The sequence below is a fragment of the Sphingomonas sp. genome (assembly GCF_964263785.1).
Classification (GTDB): domain Bacteria; phylum Pseudomonadota; class Alphaproteobacteria; order Sphingomonadales; family Sphingomonadaceae; genus Sphingomonas.
The window spans coordinates 15924-34696 of the sequence record NZ_CAXVWL010000051.1 but is presented as its reverse complement, the minus strand read 5'-3'; the positions used below and the strand labels follow the sequence as shown (position 1 = coordinate 34696).

The following is an 18773-nucleotide window of genomic DNA, read 5'->3' as shown; positions in this document are numbered from 1 at the left end:
TGAGAAGATGTCCTTCTTGACCTCCATCTGCTCGTACACTGCCTCGATGATGAGGTCGCAGTCGGCGAGATCGTCGAAGCTGAGCGTGGGCTTGAGCGCACCCATCGCCTCCTCGACCTGCTCGGGCTTGAGCCGCCCCTTTGCGGCGCTCGCCTCGTAATTCTTGCGGACCACGCCGGTACCGCGGTCGAGCGCCTCCTGCTGCATTTCCACGATCGTCACCGGGATGCCCGCCGACAGGAAGTTCATCGCGATGCCGCCGCCCATCGTGCCCGCGCCGATCACGCCGACGCGCTTAATGTCGCGCAGCTTCGTATCCGCGGGTACGTCGTCGATCCTGGCCGCCTGCCGCTCGGCGAAGAAGATGTGGCGCTGCGCGGCGGACTGGGTGCCCATCATCAGTTTCATGAATTCGGCGCGCTCGAATTGGACGCCCTCTTCGAAGGTCGCGCCCGAGGCCGCCTTTTCGACGCACGCGATGTTGGCAGCGGGGGCGTCGAAGCCGCGGAACTTGCGGCCATTCTCCTTCTTGAACGCGGCGACCGCCTCCGCGTCTGCCTGCGCGGTCTTCTCGCTGGCGCGCGGGATCGGCCGCTTGGCCGCGACTTCCCGCGCGAAGGCGACCGCATCCGCCTCCAGCGAATCCTCACCGACGAGCTTGTCGATCAGCCCGGCGTCGAGCGCCTTTTTGGCCGAGATCGGATCGCCCTTGGCGGTCATCTCCAGCGCCAGCTTCACCCCGGCGATGCGCGGAATTCGCTGCGTGCCGCCGGCGCCCGGGAGCAGCCCCAGCTTCACCTCGGGCGTCCCCAGCTTGGCCGAGGGCACCGCAACCCGGTAGTGACACCCGAGCGCCACTTCACACCCGCCGCCGAGCGCGGTGCCGTGGATGGCCGCGACCACCGGCTTGTCCGACGCCTCGATCATGTCGACCACCGTTGGCAGCCCGGGTTCGACGAAGGGCTTGCCGAACTCGGTGATGTCCGCGCCCGCAAAGAAGGTGCGGCCGTCGCAGCGGATCACCATCGCGGCGACGCTGGCGTCGGCGACGCCCTGCTTGATCGCGGCCTCCAATCCCTGGCGGACCGCCGCGCCGAGCGCGTTGACCGGCGGGTTGTCGGAGATGATGACGAGGATGTCGTCGTGGCGTTCGGTGCGGATCGGGGACGTCATTGTTGAGCTCCTTGTTCTTCTGATCGTCACCCCAGCGAAGGCTGGGGTCTCCCAGTTACGTAGAGACCCCAGCCTTCGCTGGGGTGACGGTTGCTAGTTCAAAGCCGCGTAGATCATCGTCTTGAGCTCGCGGCGGATCGGGTAAAGGTTGCTGGGCGACATTTGGGTCATGAAGACCATCGTGATGCGTTCGACCGGATCGACGAAGAACGCGGTGGAGAACATGCCCCCCCAGTAGAATTCGCCCGCGGTGCCCGGTATCATCGACTTCGCCACATCGTCGTTGATCGCAAAGCCCAGCCCGAAGCCGGTGCCCGCGTTCGCGGCTTCGCTGAACAGCGATTTGGACATGCTGGCGAGATCGGATTTGCCCGGCAAATGGTTGCGCGTCATCAACTCGATTGTCTTGCGCCCGACGATGCGGACGCCATCGAGGACTCCGCCGTTCAGCAGCATCGTCGCGAAGCGGTGATAGTCGAGGCTGGTCGACACCAGTCCGCCGCCACCCGACAGCAGGGCAGGGGGCCTGAGCCATGCGCTTTTGGCGCCCGTATCCAACATCACCCGGCCTTCACCCGGCTTGAACGTATAGCAATCGGTCAGCCGATCGGCCTTGTCGGCGGGCACCGTGAAGAAGGTGTCGCGCATCCCGAGCGGCGCGAAGATGCGTTCTTCGAAGAAGCGGTCGAGCGGCATTCCCGAGACCCGCTGCACGACGGCGCCGAGCACGTCGGTGGCGACCGAATAGTTCCACGACGTGCCGGGCGAAAACTCCAGCGGCAGCTTGCCCAGCGCTGCGACGAAGCCGTCGAGGTCGAGGTTGCCGTGCCAGGCCTCGATCTTTCCGTCGCGGTACGCCGCATCGATATTCGACCGGTTCTGAAAGCTGTAGGTCAGCCCGGCGGTATGCCGCAGCAGATCGACCATCCGCATCGGCTCGTCGCAGGGCTTGGTCAGGAACGGCACTCCGCCGCCGCCGCCATTGTAGACGCCGATCCCCTTGAACTCGGGCAGCACGTGGTGGACCGGGGTGTCGACCGCGACGAGGCCTTCCTCGACTAGCATCATGAACGCGATCGAGGTGACTGGCTTCGTCATCGACGCGATGCGGAACAGCGATGTCTCGTCGATCGAGGCGCCGCCCTCTCGCGCCGAACCCTGATGCGAGAAGTGCGCGATCTCGCCATCGCGCGCCACCAGCAGCTGCGCGCAGGGCAGTTTGCCCGTGTCGAGATAGCGGGCGGCGACGAAGCGGTCGATCCGCCGCAGCCGCTCTGCATCGAAACCCGCCATCCGCACCATATCCCTGTTTCGCCATACCAATGTTTCGAACGTCCGCACGCCTATTGCCTTGAGCGGCGTGTGAATCAACACTAACCTGCATACCAACGGGCCAAACCGACACCCGAAAACGCAACGCGGAGAGCAAGACGTGGCCAGCGTACCCCTTATCGCACCCGACGATTCATGGCCCGCGATGAGCGTCGAAGCGGCGCGCGATCTGCTCACCGCGCCGGGTGCTAAGTTCGAAATGGAGCACGTCGTCATCCGCGGCATCCCCACCCGCGTGTGGACGAACGCGCCGCCATCGCTCCCCTGGCTGTTCACCGCCGCGGCGCACGCGCACGGCGCGCGGCCGATGACGATCTACGAGGACGAACGCGTCAGCTACGACGCGGCCTTTCGTGCCGCCGCCGCGCTTGCCGCGCATCTCGTCGACCTCGGGATCGGCAAGGGGGACCGCGTGGCGCTGGCAATGCGCAACCTGCCCGAATGGCCGGTCGCCTTCTTCGCCATCACCGCGATCGGCGCGATCGCCGTGCCGCTCAACGCCTGGTGGACCGGCGGCGAGCTCGAATATGGCTTGCGCGATTCGGGCGCGCGGGTGCTGATCCTCGACGACGAGCGGCACCAGCGGCTGAGCACGCATTATGCCGATCTGCCCGCGCTCGAGCACGTCCTCGTCTCGCGTGCGTCCAGTCCGCTGCACGGCATCGCCACCCGGCTGGAGGACACGATCGGCACGCCTGCCGACTGGGCCGCGCTGCCCGACCGGGCATTTCCGATCGTCGACATCGCGCCCGACGACGACGCCACGATCTTCTATACCAGCGGCACGACCGGGGTGCCCAAAGGCGCGCTCGGCACCCATCGCAACATGACGTCGAACATCCTGTCGAGCGGCTATTCGGCGGCACGCGCGTACCTGCGCCGGGGCGAGACACCGCCCGATCCGGTGCCGCGGACAATGCTGACGGTCATTCCGATGTTCCATTGTACGGCGTGCTCGGCGGGTATGATGGGCGCAGTCGCGACGGGCACGACGACGATCTTCATGCGCCGCTGGGATGCAGGGGCCGCGATGGCGATCATCGAACGCGAGCGGGTCAACATGACCGGGGGCGTGCCGACGATCGCGTGGCAACTGCTCGAGCACCCCGATCGCGCCAAATACGATCTCTCCAGCCTCGACACGATTGCCTATGGCGGCGCGCCCGCCGCGCCCGAGCTGGTGCGGCGGATCCACGAGGAGTTCGGCGCGCTGCCCGGCAATGGCTGGGGGATGACCGAGACGATGGCGACCGTCACCCAGCACGGTGGCGAGGACTATCTCAACCGCCCGACCAGCGCCGGGCCGCCGGTCGCCGCCGCCGACCTGGAGATCAGGGCCGACGACGGCGTCACGCTGCTCCCCGTGGGCGAAGTCGGCGAATTGTGGGCGCGCGGCCCGATGATCGTGCGCGGATATTGGAACAAGCCCGAGGCGACTGCGGCCACCTTCGTCGATGGCTGGGTCCGCACGGGCGACCTCGCGCGGCTCGACGACGAAGGATTCCTCTACGTCGTCGACCGCGCGAAAGACATCATCATCCGCGGCGGCGAGAACATCTATTCGACGGAGGTCGAGAACGTCCTCTACGCCCACCCCGCGGTCACCGATTGCGCGCTGATCGGCTTGCCCCACCGTTCGCTGGGCGAGGAACCCGCCGCGGTGGTCCACCTGGCGCCCGGCACGACGGCGACCGAAGCCGAGCTCCAGGCCTGGGTCCGCGAGCGGCTGGCTGCCTTCAAGGCCCCGGTCGCGATCCGCTTCGTCACGGCGACGCTGCCGCGCAACGCCAACGGCAAGATCCTGAAAAAGGATTTAAAGGTGCTGTTCGAGGACGCGGTGCCGGCTGCCGACTAATTGTGGTTACCCTGCGCGACGGCGCAACAGGGGACAGCTTCAAGCGCCCCGATGGTTAACGGGCTCTCAGCCATAGCCGTAGAGCCCGTCTCCATTGCTGGCGTGGCAATTGAACGGCGCCGGCGGTGTATTGCCGGTTTGCGTCGGGTGCCTCGTCCTCGGTCTTCTCCCTCGGGCGGGGCACCTTTTCGCAACCCCGGGTTACCGAAAGGTAAACAGGCACCCGGCGACCGGATATTTGCGGCTGTCCTACAGCGGGCCCGATGTGCATGATCCCGGACACGCTCTTTGAACTTGTAGGCCGGAACGAGTCGATCGTGCGGGGGTCGCGCGCGATCCGGGTTTTCGCGGCGATCGGCAGGCACGCGAAGCGCCGCATTGGCCTCACCTTAGCCTAACCTTTCGCCGCCGCGACGCACTCGACCGCCCGCTTCCACCCCAAGAGTCGCGCCTGGCGCACGTCATCGTCCAGCCGCGGTTCGAACCGTTCGACCTCGCCGCGCATCGCGCTCGCCGCCTTCAGATCGGCGAACAACCCAGCGCCGACGCCCGCCAGCATCGCGGCGCCCAATGCGGTCGTCTCGGCGAAGCGGGGGCGCTCGACGGTCAGGTCGAGCATGTCGGCCAGGTCCTGCGCCATCCAGTCGTTGGCGACCATGCCGCCGTCGATCCGCAGCACATCCCAGTCCTGCCCATCCGCCGCGAAGGCGCGTTTGAGGTCGCTGGCCTGGTGCGCCATCGCCTCCAGCGCGGCGCGGACGACATGCGCCTTGCTCGCCGCAAAGCTCAGCCCCGATATGGCGGCACGCGCATCGGGCTCCCACCACGGCGCGCCGAGCCCGCTAAGCGCGGGGACCAGATACACGCCGGCATTGTCCGCGACGCTGCGCGCCAATGCGTCGGTCTCGGCTGCATCTCCGATCAGCCCGAGCGAATCGCGCAGCCACTGGATCAGGCTGCCCGCGACGAACACCGATCCCTCCAGCGCATAATGCCGCTCGCCGCCGAGCTGCCATGCCACCGTCGACAGCAGCCGGTGCGAGGATGTGGGCGCCGCCCGGCCCGCCTGGGTCAGCACGAACGCACCGGTGCCGAAGGTCGCCTTGGTCTGCCCCGGAACCAGGCAAGACTGGCCGATGCTCGCCGCCTGCTGGTCCCCCGCCAGCCCGCAGATCGGGATGGCGGCACCGAACGCGGTGGTGGTCCCGAAGGTGCCTGCACAATCGATGATCTCGGGCAGTGCCGAAATCGGCGCGCCGAACAGCTCGGCCAGTCCGGCGTCCCACCGACCCGTCGTCAGGTCCATCAATGCGGTTCGCGAGGCGTTGGTCGCATCGCTGATGTGCGCGCCACCGGTCAGGTTCCACACCAGCCAGCTCTCGACCGTGCCGACCGCAAGCCGGTCTCGGACCGCGGCGACCTCGGGCCATTCGCGCATCGCCCAGCCGATCTTCGACCCTGAAAAATACGGATCGAGCAGCAGCCCGGTCCTGGCCTGCACATCGGGCTCGTGGCCCGCCTCGCGCCACGCCCGGCATTTCGCCGCGGTGCGCCGGTCCTGCCAGACGATCGCCGGGGCCAGCGGCGCGCCGGTGGTCCGGTCCCAGAACACCACCGTCTCGCGCTGGTTGGTGATGCCGATCGCGGCGATCCGCTCGGCACCACCGGCCTGCGCGACCATCGCCGCGGTGACCCGGAGCGTCTTGCGCCAGATCTCGGCGGCATCGTGCTCGACCCGGCCCGGCGCGGGATAATGCTGGGTCAGTGCCGCCGCCTCCGACGCGATGCAGCGCCCATCAAGGGCGAACAGCATTGCCCGCGTCGATGTCGTGCCCTCGTCGATGACCAGGATATGATCGCCCATCCGCTTCCTCTCTCTCAGCGGCCTTCTATGCGGGATTACACCGCCGGGGAAAGCCGCTAGGCTGCGCCGCGATGGCCGCCCGACCCGATCAACCGCTCGATACCGCTCCCGACAGCCTGCTTGGCGTGCCCGCCGGGGTCGAGGCCGACGATGCGCTGCGCATCGCCATGCGCCGCGACCGGCTGCTCGCCGCACTGACGCTGATCGCGGGCATCGGTCTGGTCGTCGCGCTACCCTTCGCGCTGAAGGCGGGGGCGGAGTTCTTTCTGCCGCTCACCGTATCGCTGGTGATCGCGGTGGCGCTGATCCCGGCGCTCGAATGGCTCGAACGTCACCGCGTGCCGTCGCCGCTGGCGTCGCTCGTCTGCGTGCTGCTGTTCCTGGTCGCCGCCAACATCGCGATCGCCGCGATCGTCATTCCCGCGACGGACTTCTTCCGCCTGCTGCCGACCCGCATCGACCGCATCCAGATGAACCTGGCGCCGCTGCTCGACCTGTATTCCAGCCTTGAAAAGTATGTGAACCGCACCCTGCGCCAGGTCGCCACCACGCCGGTGCGCCAGCAGCAGGCCAGCGCGGTGTCGCCGCCAAGTTCGATCCTGGAGTTCGCCGCGACCTCGGCGCCCACGGTTATCGTCCAGTTCTTCTTTTGCGTGCTGACCGTGTTCTTCTTTCTGTCTGGCTGGACGCGGCTGAGGAAGCGGACGATCACCGGGCGCACCAGCTTCGACGGAGCGATGGCGACCGCGCGGGTGATCCAGGACGTGGTCGACGACGTGTCGGCGTATCTGGGCACGATCACCGCGATCAACCTGACATTGGGGGTCGTCGTCGGCACCGCGCTGTGGGCGGTGGGGATGCCGTACCCGGCGATGTGGGGGGGCATCGTCGCTCTGCTGAACTACATCCCCTATTTCGGCCCGGTGATCGCCGCCTTCCTGATGGCGCTCGGCGGGCTGATGACCTTCCCCGACATCTGGGTGGCGATGCTGCCGCCCGCGATCATGATCGGCTGCCACCTGGTGGAGGCGAATTTCATCACGCCGTTCGTCGTCGGCCACCGGCTGACGATCAACCCGGTGCTGATCCTGGTGTCCCTGAGCTTCTGGGGCTGGGTGTGGGGGACGGCGGGCGCGCTGCTCGCGGTGCCGCTGCTCATCATCCTCCAGACGGTGCTGGGCGCGGCGGGAAAGCCCGATATTGCGGGCTTCCTGTTCGAACACGGTACCCTGGTCCAGCAGCGCCGCGACCGCGGGCGGCGGCGCACGGACGATCCACAAAGGCCGCACGAAACTGGGGGTTGACGCTCGGGGGAGCCTCGCCTAGTTCGCCGCCCACGCTTCAAGCGGGTGTAGCTCAGTTGGTTAGAGCGCCGGCCTGTCACGCCGGAGGTCGCGGGTTCGAGCCCCGTCACTCGCGCCACGCGCCAGTGGAGAGACGCGATAGCGGAGCTAACGCGCATTCCACCAGCGCGGCCGACCTGGCAAAGCCAGGATCGACGATGCGGCTTTGCCGCGGCGCTCCCCAGCGCGATACGAACCCATTGGCCCGCACGCCGTACGTCGCAGCAAAGCTGCGCTCATGGCGCGCTCTGCTGCGCTGGCCGAGCTTGCGCGCGTGCGCCAGCTTCGCTGCCGCGTCTCGCGCGTCAGCGCTCCATCCACGCCAGCAACGGCTTCATCGGCGCGATCCAGACGATTCCCGTCACCAGATAGAACATCGTCTGCGCCGCCCAGTGCAATTGCCCCACGACGCCCGACAGGCTCGCGATCAGGACACACCACAGCACGATCAGCCCCAGGATCATGAGCGCGCCTGCGGGTTTGCGCCAGCTCGGTGTCATGGTTCGATCCATTCCTTTTCGGTGACGATGGCGTGCAGCGGCACGTCCCACGAGTCCGGCGTCAACGCATCGACCTCCTGAACGGACCACGCGACCCCTACGCGCCATGCGTTGGGGTGCTCGGTGAACGCCCGATCATAGTGCCCTGCGCCCCAGCCCAGCCGGTTGCCCACGCGGTCGAACGCGACCAGCGGCGTCAGGATGACGCTGGGCTCCAGCGGCTCAGCATGCGCGGACGGCTGAGTGAGGCCGAACGGTCCTGCGGTGAGTGGCCCGTCTCCGGCGAGGAAGCGGATCGGCGTCGGGCGGTCGACCACATAGGGCAGGGCGAGCCTGCACCCCGCAACCAGTGCGGCCTCCACCAGCGGCGCAGGATCGATCTCGCCTGCGATCGGCAGGTAGGATGCGACGACTGCGCCGGGCACGAAGCAGGCCTGGAGGGCAGGGGGGATGGCGATCGGGTGGCCGGCGATGCTGCCGCGGATGCTCAGCATGCGGGTGCGCAGGGCACGTTTGTCCATGAGCTAGGAAGAGCGCCGCGGCAAAGCCGCCCTTCGACGCCGTCTGCGGCGTCGCTCAGGACAGGCTTCGTAACGTCGGACGGGAGCGCTGCGCTTCCCGCCGGCCGCGCTTGCGCGTCTTGCGGCTAGCTTCGCTAGCTGCATGCGCGCTGCGCGGTGGCGGGAACCACCTTGGCCGTGTGCCGGGTTATCCACTGACGCACGGTACGTCAGGTGGGGACCATGTACTTCGGACCAGGGTCCTAGCAGGGACAGCCCCCTTTGGATGATGAATAGCCTCAGGGATAATAAAGGCTCGCACCGGGCAGAACCCGCCACCGCCTATCTAGGACATCGACGACGTGTGCTCAAGAGCCGCGGCGAGCGATTCGAGCCGGTCCGCGATCCGCGCCAGCGCATCCTCGCTGACCGCGGCGCCTTCGGGTGGGCGCCGGTGCGCCTCGTCGAGATCGTCGGCCAGCATCAACGCGACGAAGAGCATGGCCCGCTCGACGCTGCCGCCCGAAACCTTGGCTGCGCCGGTCCAGCGGGTGTCGAGCATATCGCCCAGCATACGGACGCGCGTCTCTTCGCCATCGCGGCAGGCGACTCGGTGCGGGCGGCCGCCGATCGAGAGCGTCACCTCGGCCATCAGTCGGACGTCTCGCGCGCGATCACGTCGTCGAGCGCGGCGACCGCCTCCGCCATCCGCGCCCTAAGCGCGGCATGGCGCCGGGCGAGCGCATCGCTGGCCTCGGCGCGTGCCGATATCTGCGTCTCGATCCGCGCGATCGCGGCGTCGATGCGGTCGACCGCCGACGGGGAATTGGTGTCCATCACCGGGACTCGATAGCATTCTGCCGGATGGCGGCAAGTCCGCATGCGGTTGACAGGCGTCCGTGTGCGCTCGAAAGGCTCGCGCGACTTTTCGAACAGATCACGGGAGCGCAAGGATGACGGTCAAGGTAGCGATCAACGGCTTCGGGCGCATCGGCCGCCTGGTCGCCCGCGCGATGCTGGAGCGCCAGAGCGAGCTCGAGCTGGTCGCGATCAACGACCTCGCCGACGCCAAGTCCAACGCCTGGCTCTTCGCGCGCGACAGCATCCACGGGCGCTGGCCGGGCACCGCGGTTGCCGAGGGCAACGACCTGGTTATCGACGGCAAGCGCATCCGAGTCACCGCCGAGCGCGATCCGGCGAATCTGCCGCACCGGGAACTGGGTGTCGACCTGGTGCTCGAATGCACCGGCTTCTTCACCGACAAGGAGGCGTGCCAGAAGCACATCGACGCGGGCGCCAAGAAGGTGCTGATCTCCGCACCCGGCAAGGGCGTCGACCTGACCGTCGTCTACGGCGTCAACCACGACAAATTGACCGCCGACCACACGATCGTCTCCAACGCGTCGTGCACCACCAACTGCCTGGCGCCGGTCGCAAAGGTCTTGAACGACGCGATCGGCATCGAGCGCGGGCTGATGACGACGGTCCACGCCTATACCAACGACCAGAAAATTCTCGACCAGATCCACCCCGACCTGCGCCGCGCGCGATCGGCGGCGATGTCGATGATCCCGACCACCACCGGTGCCGCGCGTGCGGTCGGCGAGGTGCTGCCCGAATTGAAGGGCAAGCTCGACGGCTCGGCGATCCGCGTGCCCGTGCCCGACGGCAGCCTCGTCGACCTGACCTTTACCCCCAAGCGCGACACCACCCGCGACGAGGTCAACGCGATCCTAAAGGCAGCATCGGAGAGCGGGCCACTGAATGGCGTGCTCGAATATTCCGACGAGCCTTTGGTCTCGATCGATATCGTCCACACGCCCGCCTCGTCGACGGTCGACAGCCTGGAAACCGCGGTGATCGACGGCAAGCTGGTCCGCGTCGTTAGCTGGTACGACAACGAATGGGGCTTCTCCAACCGCATGGTCGACACCGCAACCGCGATGGCCAAGTTCCTCTGACCTTTACGCGACGGAACCGGATCATGAGCCCCAAGCCGTACAAGACGCTCGACGACATGGGCGACCTCTCGGGCAAGCGGGTGCTCGTGCGCGAGGACCTGAACGTGCCGATGGCGGACGGCGCGGTGACCGACGACACCCGGCTTCGTGCGACGGTGCCGACGGTGACCGAGCTCGCCGACCGCGGCGCGATCGTGCTCGTCCTCGCGCATTTCGGCCGTCCCAAGGGACAGCCCGATCCGAGCATGTCGCTGGCGCTCGTCACGAAGCCGTACGAGCGGGTGCTCGGCCGGCCGGTGCGCTTCATCGACTGGGAGGGTGCGGCCGACGCGGTCGCGATGTTGCAACCCGGCGATATCGCGGTGCTGGAGAATACCCGCTTCTTCGCGGGCGAGGAGAAGAACGCGCCCGATGTGGTCGAGCGGTTCGCCGCGCTGGGCGACCTGTACGTCAACGACGCCTTCTCCGCCGCGCATCGTGCGCATGCCTCGACCGAGGGGCTGGCGCACAAACTCCCCGCCTTTGCCGGACGTGCGATGGAGGCGGAACTCGACGCGCTGGAGAAAGCGCTCGGTGCGCCCGAGCATCCGGTCGCCGCGGTCGTCGGCGGCGCCAAGGTGTCGACCAAGCTCGACGTGCTCAAGCATCTGGTCGGCCGCGTGGACCACCTGATCATCGGTGGCGGCATGGCCAACACCTTCCTCGCCGCACGCGGCGTCGATGTCGGCAAGAGCCTGTGCGAGCATGACCTGGCGAGCACTGCGGACGAGATCATGGCCGCCGCCGAGCGCGCGGGTTGCACCGTACACCTGCCCTATGACGTCGTGGTCGCGACCGAGTTCAAGCCGAACCCGGCGACTCGCACCGTCAACGTCCACGAGGTCGCGGCCGACGAGATGATCCTCGACGTCGGCCCCGCCGCGGTCGAAGCGCTGGGCGACGTGCTGAAGAACTGCCGCACCCTTGTCTGGAACGGTCCGATGGGGGCGTTCGAGACGCCGCCCTTCGACACCGCGACCGTCGCCCTGGCGAAGACCGCGGCGGCGCTGACCCAGGACGGCAGCCTGGTGTCGGTCGCGGGCGGCGGCGACACCGTCGCGGCGCTGAACCAGGCGGGGGTGGCCGAGGCCTTTACCTTCGTCTCGACCGCAGGCGGCGCGTTCCTGGAGTGGATGGAGGGACGTGAGCTGCCCGGGGTGGCGGCGTTGACGCGTTGAACTGAACGCGTATGTTGAACGTGTTCAACGGAGGACGTCATGCTCGGAGTGCGTTTGACGACGGAGCTGGAATCGATGCTCGAATCTGTTGCGCGGCAGCAGGGTCGGAACAAAAGCGACGTCGCGCGCACCGCCATCCAGCGGTACGTCGAAACCCACGATGAGGTGTTCCGCGCGGAAGCGCGTCGCCAATCGCTTGCCGCGGCTGCACGCGGCTGGAGCGACGAGGACAGGGAATGGGAAGCGCTCGGAACCATGTGGGACGATGCCGAACCGCTGACAACGGCAAACGCTGCGGAATGAAACGCGGCGACTATGTGATCGTCGCTGATCGTGACGGCGATTTCTCGGGCAAGCCTCGTCCTGCTTTGATCGTTCAAAGCGACCTGTTCAACGATACGCATCAAAGCGTCACCGTTTGCCTGATTACGACCGAGCTGACCGGGATGCCCATGTACCGCGTTCCCGTGGCGGCGAACGATCGAAACGGACTGCTGCGCGACAGCGAGGTCGCGGTCGACAAGCTGCAGGCGGTGTGGACCCATCGCGTCAGCCGGGTGATCGGTAAGGCCACCAACGAGACACTTATCGCTGTCGAGAGCGCCCTGCGCACTTGGCTTACGCTCTAAAAAAACGAAGAGGACCAAACATGATCACGACTCCGGCCGTCCGCGCCATTCTCGACAAGTACGAAGCCACCAGCCCGGCGGTGAAGGCCAACCTGGCGCGCATCCTGATGCACGGGCACCTCGGCGGTACCGGCAAGCTGGTGATCCTGCCCGTCGATCAGGGCTTCGAGCACGGCCCCGCGCGCAGCTTCGCGATCAACCCGCCCGCTTACGACCCGCATTACCATTACCAGATCGCGATCGACGCGGGGCTGAGCGCCTATGCCGCGCCGCTCGGGATGCTCGAAGCCGGTGCGGACACCTTCGCCGGGCAGATCCCGACCATCCTCAAATGCAACAGCTCGAACAGCTGGGCGACGAGCGTCGACCAGGGCGTGACCGCCAGCGTCTCCGACGCGCTCCGCCTCGGCTCGGCCGCGATCGGCTTCACCATCTATCCCGGTGGTGAGAACATCTTCGAGCAGATCGAAGAAATCCGCGAGCTGTCCGAGGAAGCCAAGTCGGTCGGCATCGCCACCGTCATCTGGAGCTATCCGCGCGGCGGCGACCTGTCGAAGGAAGGCGAGCTCGCGCTTGATGTCGGCGCCTATGCCGCGCACATCGCAGCGCTGCTCGGCGCGCACATCATCAAGGTCAAGCTGCCGACCGCGCACATCGAGCAGAAGGATGCGCAGAAGGCGTATGAGGGCACCGACTGGTCGAAGCAGTCGGATCGCGTTCGCCACGTCGTTCAGTCGAGCTTCGCCGGTCGCCGGATCGTCGTCTTCTCGGGCGGCGCATCCAAGGGGTCGGACGCGATCTACCAGGACGCGCGCGACATCCGCGACGGCGGCGGCAACGGTTCGATCATCGGCCGCAACACCTTTCAGCGCCCGCGCGACGAGGCGCTGGAGATGCTCGCCAAGCTGGTGTCGATCTACAAGGGCGAGGACTGATATGCGAAAGGCTGTTGTGATCTTGGCGATGGCTGCTGCGATGATCGCCACGCCTGCGGCTGCCCGTCCCCCGGCCTACGCCTACAAGGCCGGCGTTACTGCGGATCAGCATGGTGCCGACGGCGCAGCGTGCTGGAACGACGGCATGAAGGCAATGAACGACCCCAAGTGGGTCAATCCGCGGACGCCGAATCCCGTCACGGACGGAACGACGGCCGGAGCCGCAGGGGGCGCGTTGGCGCGGGGTTTTGCCGACGGACTGGCGGGCGGCAAACGGTTCAAGACGACATATTACGATTGCCTGATCTCCAAAGGTTACACGCTGCGCCGCCCGGACGAGGCCGCTTGGAAGGCGTATAAGAAACTGCCGAAAGCGGAGCGCCCGGCACTGATGCTCTCCTGGGCATCAGCTGCCGAGCCGCTGCATCCGATGGCGCCCCGCGACGATTTCGACTGATCCGTGGTTTCGGCCATGCCTTGGTTGATACCGATCTCCTTGGTCCAACAGATCGAAACTCCGCTGCATCCTTCTCGCGTGATCAGCGGCTGTAAGGGATAAGATCGCCGATGCAGTTCGCCTATCATCGCAGCCTTGGCCCGACGATCGGCGTGCTCTTAGGGATCGCCATCGTCGAGATGCTGGTCGTGCATCTCGTCGTCATGGCGCTGTTCGGCGGGACAGCGGCGATCGTCGCCGGCGTGCTCGACCTGTCGCTGGTGATCGCGCTGATCGGATTGCTGCGATCGTTTAGGCGTTTGCCGGTGACCATCGCCGACGGCGTTCTGACGATGCGCGCGGGTGCGCTCAGATCGGTGGCCGTGCCGGTCGGGCAGGTCGCCGGGTTGCGGTCGAGCTGGGACGCGGCGGCGATGAAGGAGCGCGGCGTACTGAACCTGGCGCTCGCGAGCTGGCCCAATGTCGTGGTGGATTTGAGTGCACCCGTTCCGGGGCACAGGCGGCCGGTGCACGCGGTCGCGCACAAGCTCGACGATCCCGCCGGTTTCGCTGCGGCGATCGACGCGCTAGGGCTGCGACATGATTGAAGACGATCCCCTCGGGCCGCTCGACCCCGATTTCGCCGCGTCCTTCACGCGCGACCAGCGGCGACCGGCCTGCCAGCTCTACCTCGTATCGCCGCTCGACGTGACCGGCGGGTTTGCGGACCGGCTCGCACGCGCACTGGGCGCGGGACCGGTCGCGGCGTTCCAGTTCCGGGTCAAGGACGTCGACCAGCACGAGGCGGCGAAGCTGGCCGAGCCGCTTCGCCGCATCTGCTCGGATGCCGATGTCGCGTTCATCGTCAACGATTCGGTCGCGCTGGCCAAGCGCCTGGGCGCCGACGGCGTCCATCTGGGTCAGAGTGACGGCGACCCGCGCGAGGCGCGCGCCGAGCTCGGGCTGGAGGCACAGATCGGGGTGACGTGCCACGACAGCCGCCACCTCGCGATGGAAGCGGGGGAGGCCGGGGCGGACTATGTTGCGTTCGGGAGCTTCTTCCCGACGACGACCAAGGTGGTCGAGCATCACCCCGAACCGGTGATCCTGTCGTGGTGGTCGACCTTGTTCGAAATTCCCTGTGTCGCGATCGGCGGGGTGACGCCGGACAATGCGGGCGCGCTGGCGGCGGCGGGGGCGGACTTCGTCGCGGCGAGCCATGCGGTGTGGGGTGGCGACGAGGTTGCGGCGGTTACCGCCTTCAACGAAGCGCTTGCTCGTTCCGGGACGGAAACAACGCGCCGTTGATCCGTTGCGGCTCCAGCGTATCAGTTCTGGAGCCTGCCCCATGCGAATCCCGATTGTCCTTGCCGCCGCGGCCATCATGCTGCCTGGCGCAGCGCTCGCGCAGAAGGCGCCTGTGCAGCTCGACCGCAACGTGCTTCACGTCCAGGTCATCCTCGATATGCTCGGCTTCGGCCCCGGCGTGCTCGACGGCAAGGGCGGGCAGTCGCTGGTCGCGGCGCTGAAGGGTTTTCAGGAGGCGAGGGGGCTGCCGAAGACCGGCAAGCCCGACGCCCCGACCTTGCGGGCGCTGTACCAATACCGGCAGAAGCGGCCGACGGTGCAGGTCAAGCTCGACCAGGCGATGATGGCAGGACCGTACTTCAATCCGCTGCCCAAGGACTACGCGCTCCAGGCCAAACTGCCCGCGCTCGCCTACCGCCGCCCGATGGAGAAGCTGGCGGAGATGTTCCACACAACCCCAGCGACGATCGTGGCGCTCAACCCCGGCGTGACGCAGATCACGGTGGGGTCGAAGATCGTTGTGCCCAACACGCTGCCCGCGTCGCGCGACTATCCGGCGTCGCTGCGGCCGGACTGGAAGGCGACGCTGACCATGCTCAACGTCGATGCGAACCAGCCCAAGGCCGACCACATTGTCGTCGACAAGTCCGACGGCGTGCTTCGCGTGCTCGACGCGCAGGACAAGTTGATCGCGCAATTTTCGGCGACGATGGGGTCGGAGCACGACCCGTTGCCGCTCGGCACATGGAAAATCTACGGCGCGGACTACAACCCCAAGTTTCGCTACAACCCGGCGCTGTTCTGGGACGCCAAGAAGGGCGACGACAAGCAACTGCTCCCCGCCGGTCCGAACGGCCCGGTCGGGGTCGTGTGGATGGACCTGTCGAAGGAGCATTACGGCATCCACGGCACCCCCAATCCCGAGACGATCGGCCGCGCGGAAAGCCACGGCTGCATCCGCCTGACCAATTGGGATGCCGCACGGCTTTCCATGATGATCAAGCCCGGGATCAAGGCGGTGTTCCAGGCGTGATGCAGTGACGCGGCTCGGCTGGTTCATCCTGGCAATCATCGTCCTAGCCGGGGCGGGGTTTCTGGCGATGACCAGCTTTGGCACCGCGTCTCCCTCTGCGCCTCTCAGGCCCGTCGCGGTGCCGCATGCGGATGCCGGAACGCTGGTGATACCGGTCGTGGGCGTCGCGCGCGGATCGATCACCGACAGCTGGGGCGATGCCCGCGGGCAGGGGCGGGGACACCACGGCACCGATATCATGGCACCCGCGCGCACCCCGGTCCTCGCCGTCGCCGATGGTGCGGTTGAAAAGCTCTTCAAGAGTCGGCTCGGCGGGATTACGCTCTATGTGCGCTCCGCCGACGGACGCTGGCGCTATTACTACGCGCATCTTGCAGGCTATGCGGCGGGTGTGCGCGAGGGGCTGCGGGTCCGTGCCGGCCAGCCTATCGGCTATGTCGGCGATACCGGCGATGCGGGACCGGGCAATTACCACCTCCATTTCGGCGTGACCCGAACCGCGCCGGGGCAGCGCTGGTGGGAAGGGGAGGACATCAATCCCTACCCCCTGCTTGCGACCGGGCGGCTGCCCGGCTAAGGCACACGGCTACGGCTCTTTCTACAGGTTCGGCGCATGAAGATCAGCGGCGTGGACATTCGTCCCGGCAACATCATCGAATATGAAGGCGGCATTTGGCGCGCGGTCAAGATCCAGCACACCCAGCCGGGCAAGGGCGGCGCGTACATGCAGGTCGAGCTGAAGAACCTGATCGACGGCCGCAAGAACAACGTCCGCTTCCGCTCCGCCGAGAGTGTCGAACGGGTGCGGCTCGACACCAAGGATTTCCAGTTCTTGTTCAAGGACGGCGACGCGCTGACCTTCATGGACAAGGACAATTACGAGCAGATCACGCTCGACGCGGGCATCCTGGGTGAAGCCGCGGCTTTCCTGCAAGACGGCATGGACGTGGTGCTCGAACTGTACGACGACCGCCCGATCTCGGTCGAGCTGCCGAGCACGATCGAGGCGATGATCGTCGAGGCCGACGCGGTGGTGAAGGGCCAGACCGCGTCGTCGAGCTACAAGCCCGCGATCCTGGAGAACGGCGTGCGCGTGATGGTGCCGCCGCATATCGGCGCGGGGACGCGGATCGTGGTCGATGTGTACGAGCAGACGTATGTGAGGCGGGCGGACTAGCCTTCTTCTTATCCCTCTCCCGCCTTCGCGGGAGGGGGTTGGGTAAGGGTCTTCGTCTGCCAGCGCCTTAGCGGAAGAAGGCCCTCACCTCCCACTCGCTGCGCGAGCGGGCCCCTCCTCTCCCGCGAAGGCGGGAGAGGGCTATTGGAGCGAGCGTTTTGCCATCCCATTCCGGCCTCTTCTCCGTCATCGAGCGCGCGGCGCGCAAGGCGGCACCGCGGCTCAGGCGCGATTTCAACGAGGTCCAGCAACTCCAGGTGAGCCGCAAAGGGCCTGCCGACTTCGTCAGCATGGCAGATCAGCGCGCCGAGCAGACGATCTACGAGGACCTGAGCCACGCCCGCCCCGACTGGGGCTTCCTGATGGAGGAGCGCGGAGAGATCGCGGGCGATCCGTCGAAGCCGCGGTTCATCGTCGATCCGCTCGATGGCACGTCGAACTTCCTCCACGGCATCCCGCATTTCGCGATCTCGATCGCGGTCGAGGAGCCGATGCCGAACGGCAAGCGCGAGATCACGACCGGGCTGATCTATCAGCCGCTGACCGACGAGAGCTTCTGGGCCGAAAAGGGCCGCGGCGCGTGGGTGCAGTCCGAGCGGCTGCGGGTATCGGCGCGGCGCGAATTGTCCGAGTCGTTGATCGCGACGGGCATCCCCTTCATGGGGCATGGCGACTTCGCGCAGTGGAGCCGCATCTTCGGCGCGATCGCGCCGCAGGTGGCGGGCATCCGGCGGCTGGGCGCGGCGTCGCTCGACCTCGCATGGCTGGCGGCGGGGCGCTACGACGGTTTCTGGGAATCCGACCTGAAACCCTGGGATGTCGCGGCGGGCATGCTGCTGATCAAGGAAGCGGGCGGCTTCGTCACCGATTTCCGCGGCGGCGACCGCGCGATGGAGCGCAACGAGTTCCTGGCTGCCAACGACGCGCTCCATTCCAAGCTGCACAAGCTGGTCGCCGGCGCGCTGCGCTGATCCACGTCACGTAACCAGCCGCAGCCCCGCGGCATACGCCCGCGCCCTGGTGACGTAATGCGCCGCCGAGACCTTGAGCATCGCGATCGCCTGCGCGTCCAACTGACGGACCGCACGCGCCGGACTACCGACGATCAGGCTGCCGGCGGGGAACGTCTTGCCCTCGGTCACCAGCGCGCCCGCGCCGACGATGCAATCCTCCGCAATCACCGCCCGGTTGAGGATCGTCGCGCCCATGCCGATCAGCGAGCGTGCGCCGACCGTGCAGCCGTGGAGAATCGCGTGGTGGCCGATCGTGCACTCCTCGCCCACGCTCAGCGGCGCGCCGGGATCGGAATGGAGCATCGCGCCCTCCTGCACGTTGCTGCGCGCGCCGACGTGGATGGTCGTATTGTCGGCGCGGATCACCGCGCCGAACCAGACGCTGCTTTCCTCGCCGAGGACCACGTCGGCGATGACGTCGGCGCTCGGCGCGATCCAGGCGGTCGGGTGGACACGCGGGCGTTGCCCGCCAAGTTCGTACAAGGGCATGAGCGCCG

At 67.1% G+C, this 18773-nt stretch carries 22 protein-coding genes and 1 tRNA gene; 15 read left to right on the top strand and 8 right to left on the bottom strand.

Annotation, left to right across the window (positions count from 1 at the left end; all coding sequences use genetic code 11):
- Both ACE5C1_RS07285 and ACE5C1_RS07280 read right to left on the bottom strand, forming a co-directional pair.
- Positions 1–1173: enoyl-CoA hydratase-related protein (locus ACE5C1_RS07285; RefSeq protein ID WP_374943397.1), on the bottom strand; the 1173-nt coding region annotated here is incomplete at its 3' end.
- A 93-nt stretch (positions 1174–1266) separates the two neighbouring features.
- A complete protein-coding gene (locus tag ACE5C1_RS07280; protein WP_374943396.1) occupies positions 1267–2475 on the bottom strand; it encodes a serine hydrolase domain-containing protein in 1209 nt (402 codons plus the stop codon).
- A gap of 175 nt (positions 2476–2650) precedes the next feature.
- Here ACE5C1_RS07280 and ACE5C1_RS07275 point away from each other — a divergent pair, with 175 nt between their 5' ends.
- Positions 2651–4360 (top strand): class I adenylate-forming enzyme family protein, encoded by a 1710-nt coding sequence (locus ACE5C1_RS07275; protein WP_374943399.1) that lies wholly within the window; start codon positions 2651–2653, stop codon positions 4358–4360.
- Positions 4361–4754: 394 nt separating this feature from the next.
- Here the strand turns inward: ACE5C1_RS07275 and ACE5C1_RS07270 are convergent, their stop codons facing one another.
- On the bottom strand, positions 4755–6224 hold the full coding sequence (locus ACE5C1_RS07270; protein WP_374943395.1) for an FGGY family carbohydrate kinase: 1470 nt from the start codon (positions 6222–6224) through the stop codon (positions 4755–4757).
- Positions 6225–6295: 71 nt separating this feature from the next.
- Between ACE5C1_RS07270 and ACE5C1_RS07265 the strand changes: the two genes are divergently transcribed.
- The gene (locus tag ACE5C1_RS07265) at positions 6296–7528 is read left to right on the top strand and encodes an AI-2E family transporter (RefSeq protein ID WP_374943394.1); all 1233 of its coding nucleotides are present in this window, start codon (positions 6296–6298) and stop codon (positions 7526–7528) included.
- 41 nt (positions 7529–7569) lie between these two features.
- A tRNA-Asp gene (locus ACE5C1_RS07260) sits at positions 7570–7646 on the top strand.
- A gap of 226 nt (positions 7647–7872) precedes the next feature.
- Here ACE5C1_RS07260 and ACE5C1_RS07255 read toward each other — a convergent pair.
- From ACE5C1_RS07255 to ACE5C1_RS07240, 4 genes are all read right to left on the bottom strand, one after another.
- On the bottom strand, positions 7873–8067 hold the full coding sequence (locus ACE5C1_RS07255; protein WP_374943393.1) for a DUF2842 domain-containing protein: 195 nt from the start codon (positions 8065–8067) through the stop codon (positions 7873–7875).
- Positions 8064–8588 carry a 5-formyltetrahydrofolate cyclo-ligase gene (locus ACE5C1_RS07250; RefSeq protein ID WP_374943392.1) on the bottom strand — a complete coding sequence of 175 codons (525 nt, stop codon included), beginning with the start codon at positions 8586–8588 and terminating at the stop codon, positions 8064–8066. Before ACE5C1_RS07250 ends, ACE5C1_RS07255 begins: the two co-directional genes overlap by 4 nt.
- A gap of 325 nt (positions 8589–8913) precedes the next feature.
- Complete coding sequence (locus ACE5C1_RS07245) at positions 8914–9219, bottom strand: cell division protein ZapA (RefSeq protein ID WP_374943391.1); 306 nt, start codon at positions 9217–9219, stop codon at positions 8914–8916.
- Positions 9219–9404 carry a hypothetical protein gene (locus ACE5C1_RS07240; RefSeq protein ID WP_374943390.1) on the bottom strand — a complete coding sequence of 62 codons (186 nt, stop codon included), beginning with the start codon at positions 9402–9404 and terminating at the stop codon, positions 9219–9221. The genes ACE5C1_RS07245 and ACE5C1_RS07240 overlap by 1 nt, the downstream gene beginning before the upstream one ends.
- 116 nt (positions 9405–9520) lie before the next feature.
- On the opposite strand from ACE5C1_RS07240, the gene gap reads away from it, so the two are divergent.
- From gap to ACE5C1_RS07180, 12 genes are all read left to right on the top strand, one after another.
- Positions 9521–10528: a type I glyceraldehyde-3-phosphate dehydrogenase gene (gap, locus tag ACE5C1_RS07235; protein WP_374943389.1), complete on the top strand. Its 1008-nt coding sequence runs from the start codon at positions 9521–9523 to the stop codon at positions 10526–10528.
- A 23-nt stretch (positions 10529–10551) separates the two neighbouring features.
- Positions 10552–11745, top strand: coding sequence for a phosphoglycerate kinase (locus ACE5C1_RS07230; RefSeq protein ID WP_374943388.1), 1194 nt, complete (start codon positions 10552–10554; stop codon positions 11743–11745).
- A 39-nt stretch (positions 11746–11784) separates the two neighbouring features.
- Positions 11785–12048, top strand: coding sequence for a CopG family transcriptional regulator (locus ACE5C1_RS07225; RefSeq protein ID WP_374943387.1), 264 nt, complete (start codon positions 11785–11787; stop codon positions 12046–12048).
- Entirely contained in the window at positions 12045–12374 is a 330-nt protein-coding gene (locus ACE5C1_RS07220; RefSeq protein ID WP_374943386.1) for a type II toxin-antitoxin system PemK/MazF family toxin, read from the top strand. Before ACE5C1_RS07225 ends, ACE5C1_RS07220 begins: the two co-directional genes overlap by 4 nt.
- Before the next feature lie 20 nt (positions 12375–12394).
- A complete protein-coding gene (locus ACE5C1_RS07215) occupies positions 12395–13309 on the top strand; it encodes a class I fructose-bisphosphate aldolase (protein ID WP_374943385.1) in 915 nt (304 codons plus the stop codon).
- 40 nt (positions 13310–13349) lie between these two features.
- Positions 13350–13766 (top strand): hypothetical protein, encoded by a 417-nt coding sequence (locus tag ACE5C1_RS07210; RefSeq protein WP_374943384.1) that lies wholly within the window; start codon positions 13350–13352, stop codon positions 13764–13766.
- A gap of 110 nt (positions 13767–13876) precedes the next feature.
- Positions 13877–14353, top strand: coding sequence for a hypothetical protein (locus tag ACE5C1_RS07205; RefSeq protein ID WP_374943383.1), 477 nt, complete (start codon positions 13877–13879; stop codon positions 14351–14353).
- Positions 14346–15053, top strand: coding sequence for a thiamine phosphate synthase (gene thiE / locus ACE5C1_RS07200; RefSeq protein WP_374943382.1), 708 nt, complete (start codon positions 14346–14348; stop codon positions 15051–15053). The genes ACE5C1_RS07205 and thiE overlap by 8 nt, the downstream gene beginning before the upstream one ends.
- A 40-nt stretch (positions 15054–15093) precedes the next feature.
- On the top strand, positions 15094–16086 hold the full coding sequence (locus ACE5C1_RS07195) for a L,D-transpeptidase (RefSeq protein ID WP_374943381.1): 993 nt from the start codon (positions 15094–15096) through the stop codon (positions 16084–16086).
- Positions 16087–16090: 4 nt separating this feature from the next.
- Complete coding sequence (locus ACE5C1_RS07190) at positions 16091–16663, top strand: M23 family metallopeptidase (protein WP_374943380.1); 573 nt, start codon at positions 16091–16093, stop codon at positions 16661–16663.
- Positions 16664–16699: 36 nt separating this feature from the next.
- Entirely contained in the window at positions 16700–17263 is a 564-nt protein-coding gene (gene efp, locus ACE5C1_RS07185; protein ID WP_374943379.1) for an elongation factor P, read from the top strand.
- A gap of 158 nt (positions 17264–17421) precedes the next feature.
- Positions 17422–18234 (top strand): inositol monophosphatase family protein, encoded by an 813-nt coding sequence (locus ACE5C1_RS07180; protein WP_374943378.1) that lies wholly within the window; start codon positions 17422–17424, stop codon positions 18232–18234.
- A 6-nt stretch (positions 18235–18240) separates the two neighbouring features.
- On the opposite strand, the gene ACE5C1_RS07175 is transcribed toward ACE5C1_RS07180, so the two are convergent.
- Complete coding sequence (locus ACE5C1_RS07175) at positions 18241–18765, bottom strand: gamma carbonic anhydrase family protein (RefSeq protein ID WP_374943377.1); 525 nt, start codon at positions 18763–18765, stop codon at positions 18241–18243.
- Between the last annotated feature and the right edge of the window lie 8 nt (positions 18766–18773).

Coding starts and splice junctions, on each gene's coding strand:
- ACE5C1_RS07245 (WP_374943391.1), bottom strand. CDS start 9,219: ATGGCCGAGGTGACGCTCTCGATCGGCGGCCGCCCGCACCGAGTCGCC.
- ACE5C1_RS07250 (WP_374943392.1), bottom strand. CDS start 8,588: ATGGACAAACGTGCCCTGCGCACCCGCATGCTGAGCATCCGCGGCAGC.
- ACE5C1_RS07255 (WP_374943393.1), bottom strand. CDS start 8,067: ATGACACCGAGCTGGCGCAAACCCGCAGGCGCGCTCATGATCCTGGGG.
- ACE5C1_RS07275 (WP_374943399.1), top strand. CDS start 2,651: ATGAGCGTCGAAGCGGCGCGCGATCTGCTCACCGCGCCGGGTGCTAAG.
- efp (WP_374943379.1), top strand. CDS start 16,700: ATGAAGATCAGCGGCGTGGACATTCGTCCCGGCAACATCATCGAATAT.
- ACE5C1_RS07195 (WP_374943381.1), top strand. CDS start 15,094: ATGCGAATCCCGATTGTCCTTGCCGCCGCGGCCATCATGCTGCCTGGC.
- ACE5C1_RS07210 (WP_374943384.1), top strand. CDS start 13,350: ATGATCGCCACGCCTGCGGCTGCCCGTCCCCCGGCCTACGCCTACAAG.
- ACE5C1_RS07270 (WP_374943395.1), bottom strand. CDS start 6,224: ATGGGCGATCATATCCTGGTCATCGACGAGGGCACGACATCGACGCGG.
- ACE5C1_RS07265 (WP_374943394.1), top strand. CDS start 6,296: ATGGCCGCCCGACCCGATCAACCGCTCGATACCGCTCCCGACAGCCTG.
- ACE5C1_RS07205 (WP_374943383.1), top strand. CDS start 13,877: ATGCAGTTCGCCTATCATCGCAGCCTTGGCCCGACGATCGGCGTGCTC.
- ACE5C1_RS07220 (WP_374943386.1), top strand. CDS start 12,045: ATGAAACGCGGCGACTATGTGATCGTCGCTGATCGTGACGGCGATTTC.
- ACE5C1_RS07230 (WP_374943388.1), top strand. CDS start 10,552: ATGAGCCCCAAGCCGTACAAGACGCTCGACGACATGGGCGACCTCTCG.
- gap (WP_374943389.1), top strand. CDS start 9,521: ATGACGGTCAAGGTAGCGATCAACGGCTTCGGGCGCATCGGCCGCCTG.
- ACE5C1_RS07215 (WP_374943385.1), top strand. CDS start 12,395: ATGATCACGACTCCGGCCGTCCGCGCCATTCTCGACAAGTACGAAGCC.
- ACE5C1_RS07175 (WP_374943377.1), bottom strand. CDS start 18,765: ATGCCCTTGTACGAACTTGGCGGGCAACGCCCGCGTGTCCACCCGACC.
- ACE5C1_RS07240 (WP_374943390.1), bottom strand. CDS start 9,404: ATGGACACCAATTCCCCGTCGGCGGTCGACCGCATCGACGCCGCGATC.
- ACE5C1_RS07225 (WP_374943387.1), top strand. CDS start 11,785: ATGCTCGGAGTGCGTTTGACGACGGAGCTGGAATCGATGCTCGAATCT.
- thiE (WP_374943382.1), top strand. CDS start 14,346: ATGATTGAAGACGATCCCCTCGGGCCGCTCGACCCCGATTTCGCCGCG.
- ACE5C1_RS07280 (WP_374943396.1), bottom strand. CDS start 2,475: ATGGTGCGGATGGCGGGTTTCGATGCAGAGCGGCTGCGGCGGATCGAC.